The sequence below is a fragment of the Geoanaerobacter pelophilus genome (genome assembly GCF_018476885.1).
In the GTDB taxonomy this organism is placed as follows: domain Bacteria; phylum Desulfobacterota; class Desulfuromonadia; order Geobacterales; family DSM-12255; genus Geoanaerobacter; species Geoanaerobacter pelophilus.
In genome coordinates this window covers 314375-327188 of sequence record NZ_JAHCVJ010000002.1, presented here as the reverse complement: position 1 = coordinate 327188, position 12814 = coordinate 314375, and the positions used below count along the sequence as shown (strand labels likewise).

General features: G+C 57.8%; 8 protein-coding genes. All 8 read left to right on the top strand.

Going from position 1 to position 12814, the window contains the following annotated elements:
- Positions 1 to 207: 207 nt before the first annotated feature.
- From KI809_RS06970 to KI809_RS06935, 8 genes are read left to right on the top strand one after another with little or no spacing between them, the layout of a single operon-like run.
- A complete protein-coding gene (locus tag KI809_RS06970; RefSeq protein WP_214170815.1) occupies positions 208 to 2049 on the top strand; it encodes a PocR ligand-binding domain-containing protein in 1842 nt (613 codons plus the stop codon).
- Positions 2049 to 3086: an ABC transporter substrate-binding protein gene (locus KI809_RS06965; protein WP_214170814.1), complete on the top strand. Its 1038-nt coding sequence runs from the start codon at positions 2049 to 2051 to the stop codon at positions 3084 to 3086. The genes KI809_RS06970 and KI809_RS06965 overlap by 1 nt, the downstream gene beginning before the upstream one ends.
- A gap of 15 nt (positions 3087 to 3101) precedes the next feature.
- Positions 3102 to 6086, top strand: a complete 2985-nt coding sequence (locus KI809_RS06960; protein WP_214170813.1) for a PAS domain S-box protein — start codon at positions 3102 to 3104, stop codon at positions 6084 to 6086.
- Positions 6087 to 6135: 49 nt separating this feature from the next.
- Positions 6136 to 7881 carry a circadian clock protein KaiC gene (gene kaiC, locus KI809_RS06955; RefSeq protein WP_214170812.1) on the top strand — a complete coding sequence of 582 codons (1746 nt, stop codon included), beginning with the start codon at positions 6136 to 6138 and terminating at the stop codon, positions 7879 to 7881.
- On the top strand, positions 7878 to 8207 hold the full coding sequence (locus tag KI809_RS06950; RefSeq protein ID WP_214170811.1) for a circadian clock KaiB family protein: 330 nt from the start codon (positions 7878 to 7880) through the stop codon (positions 8205 to 8207). The genes kaiC and KI809_RS06950 overlap by 4 nt, the downstream gene beginning before the upstream one ends.
- A 13-nt stretch (positions 8208 to 8220) precedes the next feature.
- Positions 8221 to 8580 (top strand): circadian clock KaiB family protein, encoded by a 360-nt coding sequence (locus KI809_RS06945; RefSeq protein WP_214170810.1) that lies wholly within the window; start codon positions 8221 to 8223, stop codon positions 8578 to 8580.
- 1 nt (position 8581) lies between these two features.
- Positions 8582 to 10324, top strand: a complete 1743-nt coding sequence (locus tag KI809_RS06940) for a sensor histidine kinase (protein WP_214170809.1) — start codon at positions 8582 to 8584, stop codon at positions 10322 to 10324.
- Positions 10321 to 12795, top strand: coding sequence for a GAF domain-containing protein (locus tag KI809_RS06935; RefSeq protein WP_214170808.1), 2475 nt, complete (start codon positions 10321 to 10323; stop codon positions 12793 to 12795). The genes KI809_RS06940 and KI809_RS06935 overlap by 4 nt, the downstream gene beginning before the upstream one ends.
- Positions 12796 to 12814 lie beyond the last annotated feature (19 nt).

Below are 12814 nucleotides of genomic sequence, written 5' to 3'. Positions count from 1 at the left end.
GCTGGAAGGGTAATACATTTGTGAACCGAAAACAACAGCCGGAATAGCGGCGGCTGCCAGCCTCATTGCCTTACTGACAGCGCGGAGAAACGATCCTTACTAAGTATATAATCTAATAGTTTACTTTCAGGTTTTTTGATAACTGGTAAACTGTTTACAATAGTCTGGATTCTGTAAGCGAAAGTGAGAATCTGCGAAGGAAAAGCTATGATCACCGAGCGCAAACATACGCAAGAGGCGCTGGCCGAGAGCGAGCAGCGTGTCCGGCGTAAGCTGGAGAACATCATCGCTCCGGAAGACATCGCCGATCTGGACCTTGCCGACATCATCGACGCCCCGGCGCTCCAGGCCCTGGTCGATGATTTTCATCAGCTTACCGGCATGCCGATGGGATTGATCGATCTCAAGGGGCAGGTGCTGGCCGGGGTGGGGTGGCAGGATGTCTGTACCAAGTTTCACCGGGTCAATCCCGACTCTTACCGCAATTGTCTTGAGAGCGACATCCAGCTTTCGGCCGGCATCCCCCATGGCGAGTACAAGGTTTACAAGTGCCGAAACAACATGTGGGACGTGGCAACGCCGGTCATGGTGGGCGACCGGCAGTTGGGCAACCTGTTCATGGGGCAGTTCTTCTTTGAGGACGAGCAGCCGGATTACGGATTTTTCCGGGCGCAGGCCGCCAGGTTCGGGTTCGATGAGCAGGCGTATATCGCGGCCCTCGAAGCTGTGCCCAGGCTGAGCCGGGAGACGCTGCACACCAGCATGAACTTCTTCATGAAGCTGGCCGACAATCTTTCCCGGCAGGGGTACAGCAACCTGAAGCTGGCTCGCTCCCTGGCGGAACGGGATGCCCTGATGGCGTCGCTTCGGGAGAGAGAGCAGGAGAAGGAAACCGCGGTGGTCTTTCTCCGTCTTGTCAACGAGAGCCAGGGGTCCAGAGAACTGATCCGGGCAGCGACATTGTTCTTTCAGGAATATTCCGGGTGTGAGGCGGTCGGAATCAGGTTGCGCGACGGGGACGACTATCCTTACTACGAGACCCGCGGCTTTACACCGGAGTTTGTCGAGAGCGAGAACCGGTTGTGCGATTACGACGAGACCGGGAGCGCTGTCCGCGACGATAACGGCAACCCGCTCATCGCCTGCATGTGCGGCAATGTGATCTGCCGCCGCTTCGATCCGGTCAAACCATTCTTTACGGCAAACGGGAGCTTCTGGAGCAACAGTACCTCGGAACTGCTCGCCTCCACCTCGGAGGCGGACCGGCAGTCCCGCACCCGCAACCGCTGCAACGGCGAGGGGTACGAGTCCGTGGCCCTGATTCCGCTGCGCCAGGGCGAGGAGCGCCAGGGGCTTCTCCAGTTGAATGACCGGCGAAAGGGGCGTTTTACTCCTGAGACAATTGCCCTGTGGGAGCGGTTGGCAGACTATCTTGCCGTGGCCCTGGCAAAGTTCCGCACCGAGGAAACGCTTGCTGCTGCCAAGGAAACGCTGGAAATTGAGCGAGACATCCTGCAGGCCATCATGAACGGAGCGAAGAACTCCCACCTGATCTACCTCGACCGTAATTTCAACTTCGTGCATGTCAACGAAACCTATGCGCGAACCTGCGGCTATCGGCCCGAGGAGATGATCGGCAGGAACCACTTTTGCCTCTACCCTAACGCGGAAAACGAGGCGATCTTTGCCTGCGTACGCGATTCCGGCGAGCCGGTGGCGTTTCGCGACAAGCCGTTCGAGTTTCCCGATCAGCCGGAACGTGGCGTCACCTATTGGGACTGGACCCTCACGCCGATCAAGGACCTGTCAGGCCAGGTCGCCGGGCTGGTTTTCTCGCTCTATGAAACAACGGAGCTGAAGCGGGCCGGGGAGGAGATTCGGCGACGCTCCGAGGAACTGCGCGCCACGAACGAGGAGCTGAGCCGCTTCAACGAGGCATCGGTGGGGCGCGAACTGCGCATGATCGAGCTGAAGAAGGAGATCAACGAGCTCTGCCGGCAGGCAGGACTGCCGCCGCGTCATCAGCTGGATTTCGAGGAGGGAGATTGATGAAGCGTCACGCTCCCGCCTCACCCCGCAGAGATCGATACTTCATCCGGCTCATGGCTGTTGCAATGGCTCTGGCGATGGGCGCCTGTTGCTGCGCCTGTTCCAGGACGGACCGCACTCCTGCCGGGCCAACAGAAAAAATCACCCTCGCCTATGGTGTCCAGCCCGAGTCAGCCCTTGCCCAGGTCGCAGAAGCGCGGGGCTATTATCGCCAAGAGGGACTGGGCACGACGATTCACCTGCACCCTTACGGGAAAAGGGCGCTTGCGGACCTGCTGGCGGGAAAGGCGGACTTTGCCACGGTCGCCGAACCACCGGTCATGTTTGCCATCATGAATGGGGAGAAAATAGCGGTCATCGCGACCATTTATACGTCCACCCTGGGGCACGCCATCCTGGCGAGGAAGGACCGGGGGATTTCCTCGTTCCGAGACCTAGCGGGAAAGAAGATTGCCGCGACTTTGGGGACAACCGCCCATTTTTTCGTGGACACCATACTGGTTACCCATGGCATTGCCCGGAAAGATGTCGAGGTCGTTGACCTGAAGGCAGAGGAAATTCCCGACGCCCTGGTGCGGGGCGATATCGATGCCGTTGCCACGTTTTCGCCCTACCTGGAATTGACGCACAAAAAGCTGGGCGATCGGGTAATCATCTTCAGTGACAGGGACGTCTACCGGTATACCTACAATGTTGTCGCTACGCAGGATTTTATCCGCAAGAACCCGGCTAAGGTCAGGAAGATGCTTCGCGCCCTGGTCAGGGCCGAGGAATTTGCCCGGGAACATCCGGAGGCGGCACAAAAAATCGTGGCCAATTTCAGCGGGATCGAGTTCGCCACGCTCCGCGATACCTGGCCCAACGCCCGATTCACTGTAAGCCTCGATCAGTCGCTGCTGCTGGCACTGGAAGACGAATCGAGGTGGGCGGTCAACAGCGGGCTGATACCTCAACGGGATATCCCCAATTACCTCGATTTTATTTACTTTGACGGTCTCCGATCGGTCAAACCGGAAGCAGTAAGGATTTTACGGTAGGGGCAAGGCGCAACCATGCGGATCAAAAACAGACTGCAACTTAATGCTGCCGTTTCGGTGTTGACGGCTCTGGTCATCTGTCTCATGCTGGGTTTCATGCTCGTGCGCATCAACATGCTCAATGCAAGCGCGCAGATCGCCGGCGAAAACGTGGTAAATGCCCTTGAAAGGGTCACGCTAAGGAACGACTACATCCGGAACAACAGTGCTCGGGCAAAAGAGCAGTGGTTTGTAAAGCATGAGCAGATGGGCAGACTCCTCAAGTTGGCCGCGGAAACTTTCCGGGATGCCGAGGACAGGAAAATAATCGCCGAGTGCATAATAAATCAGGATTCGATCGGGAAAATCTTCTCGGCCATTGTGGCAAACCGGGAAATGCCGGGTACTAACCGGGGCTCGGCCGCCATGTCGCAGGAGGTGGAACAGAGGCTGATCAGCCAGCTGAACATGCGGGTCTATGACGAAGTCATCTATGGTCGCCAGTTGCTGGAGTCGAGCCGGGAGGCCCGGGCTTCCGCCCTCCGGCGGGCAGCTGGTGCAATCATCGGTCTGCTGGCAATCGTCATGATCTCGACCCTGGTCAGTTCATGGACCATGAACCGGGCGATCTCCGGTCGCATGATGCGTTTACGCAACGGCGCCGCCATTATTGGCGGAGGCGACCTTGATCATCGTATCGACATCAGGGGTGATGACGAGTTTGTCGAGCTCGCGGCATCATTCAATAGCATGACCGAGAAGTTGCGCGGCTCTTATGATGACCTCAAAAGAGAGATCGAAGAGCGCAAACTTACGGAGCAGCAGCTTTCTTACGCTACCCAGCGTTTGCAGGCACTGATGGAAGCGGTTCCGGTCGGCATCAGCTTTTCCGACGATGTCACGTGCCAGAGCATCACCGGCAATCCCGTAGCGCTTACTCAGTTCGAGATATCGTCACAGGACAATCTGTCCGCATCAGCGCCCGACGCCGAAGCACCGGGCCGCCAGGTGCGATTCTTCATGGGCGGCAGAGAGATCTCCGACGCCGAGTTACCGTTGCAGCGGGCTGTCGCAAAAAACATGGTAATCCCAACGATGGAGCTGGAGGTGCTGATGCCGAGTGGCCGGCGCTGGTTTGCCGATGCCTCCGGTGCACCGGTGCGCGATGCGCAAGGCAACGTCATCGGCGGGATCGCAGTGACAGTGGACATCACTGAGCGTAAACGGGCCGAGTCAGCGCTACAGGAAAATGAGGCGCGACTGCGCCTGGCCCAGGAGAGCGCACATGTAGGGATCTGGGACTGGAAGGTCGAAACCGGGGAGGTGGATTTCACGCCGGAGCTCAACAGGCTGTACGGTCTGGCTCCTGGGACCATCAGGACATATCAGGATTGGCGTGAACGGGTGCATCCGGCAGACATCGGAGGAATCGAGGCAGTACGTGATGAAGCCATTGCGAAGCACGAACCGTTTGATCTTGAATTTCGCGGACGACACTCTTCCGGAGAGTATCGCTGGATATCCACAAAGGGTGGAGCGATTTACAATGAAGCGGGCAGTGCTGTTCGTGTGCTGGGTGTCAATATCGACATCACCGAACGCAAGCAGGCTGAGGAAGCGCTACGCCAGGCAATGGTGGAACAGGAGGCGATCTTAGAGTCCGTTCCGCTCCTCATTTCCCTGCATGGTCGCGACGGAGCTTGGCTCAAAGTCAACCCGGCCGTGGTTAAACTGTTCGGCCTAGATCCCGTTTCGGCCTCACGCGAGGAGATTGCCAACAGGCTGCAAGCCCGGTTTCCGGACGGCACCCCTCTCACCGAGAAGAACATGCCCTCCTCGCGAGCGCTCCAAGGTGAATTAGTTCGCAATGTAGAGTATGTCATCACGGATTCCGAGGGGACAGACCATGTTCTCATGATCAATGCGGTACCGCTTCAAAAAGACGGGAACGTATATGGAATGGTCTTATCTCAGACAGACATCACTGATCTCAAACTGGCCGAGAAGGCGCTGCGGGAGAGCGAGGAGCGCAAGCGCATGGTTCTCGAAGCCAGTGAGATCGGAACCTTCGAGGTTGACCTCCAAACCGGCGAAGGGCGCTGGAACAATGTCGAGTACGCATTGCTGGGGCTTGAACCGGGTGACGCTCCAGGCAGTCCGGAACGCTTTTTCCAGTATGTTCACCCCGATGACGTCGGTTTGTTGACGTCCAACTGGGAGAACGCCCTGCGGAGCGGAGAGTTGGACGCGGAGTTTCGCATTGTGCGTGCCGACGGCCAGGAGCGCTGGCTGGCGGGCAAGGGGCGGTTCCTCTACGAAAGCGGGGGCGATAACCGACCCTTACAGTTTCTGGGGGTGAACTTTGACATTACCGCCCGCAAACAGGCTGAAGAGGCGCTGCTTCTCAAATACTCCGAGTTGGAGACGGCCACTAAACTGGCGGAAGACAAAAGGCTCCGGTTGGCAGCCATGATGGAAGCCTTGCCCATAGGTGTAGCCATAACCGATGCCTGGGGCGGCTCAGTCCAGTCAAACGACGCATTTGAACGGATTTGGGCCGGACCGCGACCGGAAACCCATAGCATTGAGGACTATACCAAATACCAGGCATGGTGGGCCGATACCGGCAAGCCTGTTGAACCGGAGGAATGGGCGTCCGCCCTTGCCGTCATAACCGGTAGGGGCGTAACCGGGCAGTTGCTGAAGATTCAGCGGTTCGACGGTTCCGAGGCCTTTGTCATCAACAGCGCCTCCCCGATCCGGGACGCCGAAGGCGCTATTGCCGGCTGCGCCGTGGCCGTTCAGGATATAACGGAGCTGAAACGGGCTGAGCAGCAGATTAGCGGCCAACTGGAGGAACTCCGCATCCTGAACGAGGATCTGAAGCTCTTTAACAAATCCTTTGTGAGTCGGGAATTTCGCATGATCGAATTGAAAAAGGAGATAAACGAACTCTGTGCGCAGAATGGCGAACAGCCGCGCTATCCGCTTGAGTTTGAAATGAGTGATGACGTGGAGTAGTTACTATAAACATAAGTTTTCGCTGGTATATATGGAAGGAGTTTGAGTCATGGCAACCAAAAAGAAAACCGAAGCTCTGATGAAATGTCCGACCGGGATCAAGGGGCTGGACGAGATCACCGGCGGCGGCCTCCCGCAGGGACGGCCGACCCTGATCTGCGGCGGCACCGGCTGCGGCAAGACCCTGCTGGCCATGGAGTTTCTGATCCGCGGGGCGACCGAATTCGGCGAACCGGGCGTCTACATGTCGTTTGAGGAAAAGTCCGAGGAGCTTGCCAAAAACTTCGCTTCCCTTGGATTCGATCTGGATGATCTTGCAGTTCGCAAGAAGATTGCCATCGATTACGTGCACATCGAGCGGAGCGAGATCGAGGAGACCGGCGAGTACGATCTGGAGGGGCTCTTTATCCGCCTCGGCCACGCTATCGACTCCATCGGCGCCAAACGGGTGGCCATCGATACGGTCGAGGCACTCTTTTCCGGATTTGCCAACGAGGTGATCCTGCGGGCGGAACTACGCCGCCTCTTCGGTTTCCTCAAGTCGAAAGGGGTCACTGCCGTCATTACCGGCGAGCAGGGGGAAAAGTCATTGACCCGCTTTGGCCTGGAGGAGTATGTGGCCGACTGCGTGATCTTCCTGAGTCACAAGGTGGACCAGCAGATCGCCACGCGCCGACTGCGGATCGTTAAATACCGCGGCTCGGCCCACGGCACCAACGAGTACCCGTTCCTGATCGACGAGCAGGGGTTCTCAGTCATGCCGATCTCGTCCATCGGCCTCGACCATGCTGCCTCCGTTGAGCGGGTTTCCTCCGGTATAGCGCGCCTCGATACCATGCTGGGTGGGAAAGGTTACTACCGGGGGAGCAGCGTCCTGGTCACCGGCACCGCCGGGACCGGCAAGTCGAGCATGGCCGCCCACTTCGTCGATGCCGCCTGCCGGCGTGGCGAGCGCTGCCTCTACTTTGCCTTCGAGGAATCCCGCAACCAGATCATCCGCAACATGCGCTCCATTGGCATCAACCTTGAGCAGTGGGTGAACAAGGGTCTTTTGGAATTCCGCAACTCTCGCCCGACCATGTACGGCCTGGAGATGCACCTGGTCACCATGCACAAGGCGATTGAAAGTTTCAAACCGGCCATCGTCGTGGTTGATCCGATCTCCAACCTGGTGGCTGCGGCGAGCGACCTGGAGGTTAAGTCCATGCTCTCCCGGCTGATCGACTTCCTGAAGATGAAGGGGATCACCGCTTTCTGCACCGACCTTACCTCTGTCGGCGGGAGCCTGGAGCGTACCGACGTGGGGATCTCGTCGCTCATGGACACCTGGCTCCTGCTGCAGGCCATCGAGGGGAGTGGCGAACGCAACAGAGGCCTGTACATCCTCAAGTCCCGCGGCATGGAACACTCCAACCAGGTCAGGGAATTCCGCCTGTCCGACAGCGGTGCCCTGCTCATAGATGTCTATGTCGGCGCCGGCGGAGTGCTGACCGGCGCGGGCCGGGTAGCCCAAGAGGCGAAGGAAAGGGCCGAGACCCTGGAGCGGGACCAGGATATCGAGGCTAAGCAGCGCGACATCGAACGGAAGAAGGCGGTGATCGAAGCGAAGATTAAGGCACTCCGTACTGAATTCGAAGCGGAGAGGGATGAGTTGGAGCGGGCCATCGCCCGTGAAAAAATTCACCAAAAGGCCCTTGACGAAGATACCCGTTCAATGGCGCGGGCGCGAATGTCGGACGATCTTGCGCCAGAAAAGGTGAGCATTGCCAAGGCTGGGAAGAGAGGGCGCAGATGACAAGCGAAATAGAGTCAAAGGCGCCGAGCAAGATCAAGGCAGAAAATGGAGAAGAGCACTATCAGTTGAAGCTTTACGTCGCAGGCCAGACACCCAAATCCATTGCCGCCTTCGACAACCTGAAGCGGATCTGCGAAGAATACCTGAAAGGGAAATTTAGTATCGAGGTGATTGACCTGTTGGTGAACCCGCAACTGGCCAAGGGGGACCAGATCCTGGCCCTGCCGACCCTGGTGCGCAAGCTCCCCGAACCGATCAAGAAGATTATCGGCGATCTCTCAAATACCGAACGGGTGTTGGTTGGCTTGGACCTGAAACCGAGATGAAAAAGGAATTGTTATGTCTCCCAAAATGACCAAAACAGCATTGGAGACCATTGAAGCTGCGAGCCGCGACTCCGGCAGCCAGCCATATATCCTGCGGCTCTACATCGCCGGGCTCACCCCGCGTTCCCAGGAGGCGGTTCGCATTATCACCGGGATCTGCGAGGAGCATCTGGCGGGACGCTACAACCTTGAGGTAATCGACCTCTACCAGAACCCGGTGCTGGCCAAGGGGGAGCAGATAATTGCCGCCCCTACCCTGATCAAGAAACTGCCGCTGCCGCTGCGCAAGATCATCGGCAATATGGCCGACAAGGACAAGGTCCTGGTGGGGCTGGATCTGCGGCCAAAAACCGATGGGCACGGCAAGGTATGATATGACGATGAAACATGGGGACAACAGGACCAGGGAGGAGTTGCAGGGCGAGATCGAACAGCTTCGCTACCGGCTCGACGAGGCCGAGCAGACCTTGGAGGCCATCCGCAGCGGCGAAGTTGACGCCCTGGTCGTGGCCGGGCCCCATGGCGACCAGATCTTCTCCCTTACCGGCTCCGAGCGCATCTACCGCCAGATTATCGAGACCATGAACGAGGGCGCCCTGACTGTGACCATCGACGGCACCATCCTCTTCTGCAACCAGCGCTTCTGCAGCTTGCTACAGTATCCAATGGCAGAGATCATCGGCCGGAATTGTGCAGATTTCGCGCCCCCCTCAGGACTACCGCAGCTGAAGGCGTTACTGGACAATGCCCAATCCGGGCCGGCGCAACAGTTTTTCCATCTCTGGGCTGCCGTTGGCCCTCCTGTACCGGTTAATATTGCCGCCAGCATGCTCGTGACGGAAACCGAGAACAGCATCTGCCTGGTAGTCTCGGATCTGACTGAACTGGAAAGGCAAGCAAATTCCATCTATGATTTGCTCCGAGAGAAACATATCCTGGAGGTGCATCAGACCGAGTTGAACGCCAGTAACGAAGAGTTGCGGGACTCGCAACGAGCGGCCCTGAATCTCGTCGAGGACGTCGAAATTGCCCGGCGAAAGGTCGAGGAGGCAAACAAGGAGCTGCGGCGGGAAATACTGGTACGCAAACAGGCCGAGGAGGAGTTGCGCAAACGAGAGCGTCTCTTTCAGGACGTCATCGATGGCAGCCCTTCCCCCATCTTCCTCAAGGACCGCGAGGGAAGGTTCATTACCATCAACGCGTCGTTGGAGATCTTGCTGGGCCGCTCGCGGGAAGAGATACAAGGCAAGACAGACTATGACATTGCCACCAAGGAAGTCGCCGACTACTGGCGGATTAACGATCAGCAGGTGATGGCAACAGGCAAGGCCATCCAGATCGAGGAAGTGGCGGATCTTCCGGATGGACACCATGTGTTTCTGGCCAACAAGTTCCCACTGGTGGATAGTGATGGCCACATATACGGTGTCGGCGGCATCTCACACGACATCACCGACCGCAAGCAGGCCGAGGAATTGATCAAGAAGTCGTTGGCAGAGAAGGAGGTGTTGCTGCGGGAGATCCACCACCGGGTGAAGAACAACCTCCAGGTCATCTCCAGCCTGGTCAGCCTGCAGGCCGATACCCTGGCCGACGAGAGCCTGGCCGCGGTGTTCGGCGACGTACGCGACCGGGTCCGCTCTATGGCGCTGGTCCACGAGAAACTGTACCAGACGGGCGACCTGGCAAAAGTGAACTTTGGCGACTACGCCGCCAGTCTCTTGAACTATCTTTGGCGCTCCCACGGCGCACTGGCCGAGAAGGCGCGGCTTAACCTCGCGGTCGCGCCCGTGGCGCTGCCGATCGAGGCAGCAGTGCCGTGCGGGTTGATCCTGAACGAACTGGCCGGTAACGCCCTCAAACACGCCTTTCCCGATAACAGGAGCGGCGAAGTGTCGGTAGGGCTGGATCAAGATCAGGTTACCGCTGAGGTGTGCCTTTGGGTGCGCGACAACGGTGTCGGCCTGCCGGCGGATACGGACTGGCGTCAATCCCGCTCGCTGGGGCTGCGACTGGTGCAGATGCTGGCTGGCCAGCTGCGCGGTTCGGTGGAAACGGGTACCGGTCCCGGCACCGAATTCAGGATCACCTTCCCCCTGAAAGGGGTTTCATTGTGAGCAAAATTGCCATTCTGATCGTCGAAGATGAAGCCATCGTCGCTGCCGACCTGGCTGCAAAAGTCCGGCAACTGGGCTATGAGGTTGCCGGCACGACCGCGACTGGCGAGGAAGCGGTCGAGCTCGCCTGCCGCCAGCGGCCGGCGCTGGTGTTGATGGATATTCGCCTGGCCGGTGCCATGGACGGTATCACGGCAGCAGAGCAAATTCATCGCGAGTGTCATTTGCCGGTACTGTTCCTGACGGCGCACTCTGACATGGGCACAGTTGAGCGCGCCCGACAGGCGGAAGCGTTCGGCTATCTCCTCAAGCCGTTCGACGAGCGCGATCTGCGCATTCAAATCGAGATGGCCTTATATAAACACACCGCGGAGCAGCAGCTGCGCGAACGTAAGGAACAGCTGACCGGAATCAACCAGATCCTGCAGGCTGCCTTGGCCTGTGCGACCGAGGAAGAGCTTGGTACCGCTTGTCTGGAGGTTGCCGAAAAAATCACCCAAAGCAAATTCGGGTTCATCGGCGAGATCAACGAGAGCGGCCTGGAGGTCATCGCCATCAGTAACCCCGGCTGGGACGCCTGCAACGTCCTCGACAGTGGGGAAAATCGCCGGCAACCGGGTAATTTCAAGATTCACGGCATCTATGGGCGGGTTCTCCTGGCTGGCAAGAGCCTGTTCACCAACGCTTCTGCCCGGCATCCGGACAGCATCGGTCTCCCCCCGGGCCATCCCCCGCTGGCATCTTTCCTGGGCGTGCCGCTGCTGCGTGAAGGGCGGACCATTGGCATGCTTGCGGTGGGCAATCGGGACGGGGGCTATGCCCAGGCGGAGCAGGACGCGCTCGAAGCGTTGGCCCCGTCGATTGTGGAAGCTTTCCTGCGCAAGCGGGCGGAGGAGGGAATCCGGAAGACCGCCGCTGACCTGCAGACCGTCAACAGCAAACTCCTCGAATCGCGCCGGGCCGCGCTCAATATGATGGAAGACGCCCTTGCTGCCCGGCAGCAAGCCGAGGAGACGAGTTTCGAATTGCAACGGGAGATCAGCCAACGGAAGCGGGCCGAAGAGTTGCTGCGGTTGGCCTACGACGACCTGGAACAGCGAGTGCGGGAAAGAACGGAGGACCTGGCAACGACTGTGGAAACCCTGTTGGGGGAAATTGCCGAACGGGAGCGGGCAGAACGCAGCCTTAAACGTCTCAACCGGCTCTACGAAGTGTTGAGCGAAACCAACCAAGCGATCGTTCGCGTTGTTGATCACGAGTCCTTGTTCCGTGATTTCTGTCGCATCGCTGTGGAGCATGGCGGCTTCATCCTGTCCTGGGTGGGGCTGGTGGATGAAGAAACAGGCCAGGTGCGGATTGTGGCGGCCAACGGCGCCACCGCCTATCTGGACGAGATCCGGATCACGGTCAATAATGAACCGACCGGGGAAGGCCCCACCGGCATCGCTATCCGCCAGGGGAGCTACTGCATCTGTAACGACTTCCAGAACGACCCATGCACCCAGCCCTGGCATGAACAGGGTAAGGTCCATGGCATTCGTGCCTCGGCGTCTGTGGCCCTGAAGGAGGGGGAGCGGGTGGTTGGCGCTCTCACACTGTATTCCGGCGAAAAGGACTTTTTTGACCGGCAGCATGTGGCTCTGCTCAAACAGATGGGAGCGGATATCTCTTTTGCCCTCGACAATTTCACTCGGGAGCATCGCCGCCTGAAGACCGAGCAGTCCCTGCGTGAGGAGACTCTGGAACGGCTGCGCACCTTGGAGGAGTTGCGGGAAAAGGAACAGATGCTCATCCAACAGAGCCGCCTGGCAGCAATGGGGGAGATGATCAACAATATTGCCCATCAGTGGCGCCAGCCGTTGAATGTCATGGGCCTGATAGTGCAACAGATGCAACTGTATTATGAAGTGGGCACATTCAGCAAAGAATTCCTGGATGCAAGCGTGGTGAAATCGATGGATTTAATCAACCACATGTCTCATACCATAGATGATTTTAGGGATTTCTTTAAACCGGACAAGGATAAGGGTGAATTCAGAGTCAAAGAGGTGATTTCGAAAACATTGACTCTGATTGAGGATGGGCTCATGAATCAGGAGATCGCCATTGATTTCCAATGTAATGCTGATCCGAAAATAGATGGTTATGCGAACGAATATTCCCAGGTGTTGCTCAATATTTTGATGAACGCCAGGGATGCCTTAATGGAGCAAGGTCCGAAAAACGCCCAGATTACAGTAACCGTCGATGTTGAAGCCGATAAGTCAGTGGTGACCATTGCCGATAATGCCGGCGGCATACCAGAGGAAAATCTGTTCAAGATCTTCGAGCCCTATTTCACCACGAAAGGGCCGGACAAGGGTACTGGCGTGGGTTTGTTCATGTCGAAAACCATCATAGAAAAAAATATGGCTGGCCGTCTCACAGTGCGAAACAATGATGGTGGCGCTGAATTTCGGATAGAGGTTTGAGTTAATACTGCTTATTGAA

Excerpts from the sequence above, each read along its gene's own strand:
- KI809_RS06945 (WP_214170810.1), top strand. The coding sequence starts at position 8,221 with ATGTCTCCCAAAATGACCAAAACAGCATTGGAGACCATTGAAGCTGCG.
- KI809_RS06940 (WP_214170809.1), top strand. The coding sequence starts at position 8,582 with ATGACGATGAAACATGGGGACAACAGGACCAGGGAGGAGTTGCAGGGC.
- KI809_RS06960 (WP_214170813.1), top strand. The coding sequence starts at position 3,102 with ATGCGGATCAAAAACAGACTGCAACTTAATGCTGCCGTTTCGGTGTTG.
- KI809_RS06950 (WP_214170811.1), top strand. The coding sequence starts at position 7,878 with ATGACAAGCGAAATAGAGTCAAAGGCGCCGAGCAAGATCAAGGCAGAA.
- kaiC (WP_214170812.1), top strand. The coding sequence starts at position 6,136 with ATGGCAACCAAAAAGAAAACCGAAGCTCTGATGAAATGTCCGACCGGG.
- KI809_RS06970 (WP_214170815.1), top strand. The coding sequence starts at position 208 with ATGATCACCGAGCGCAAACATACGCAAGAGGCGCTGGCCGAGAGCGAG.
- KI809_RS06965 (WP_214170814.1), top strand. The coding sequence starts at position 2,049 with ATGAAGCGTCACGCTCCCGCCTCACCCCGCAGAGATCGATACTTCATC.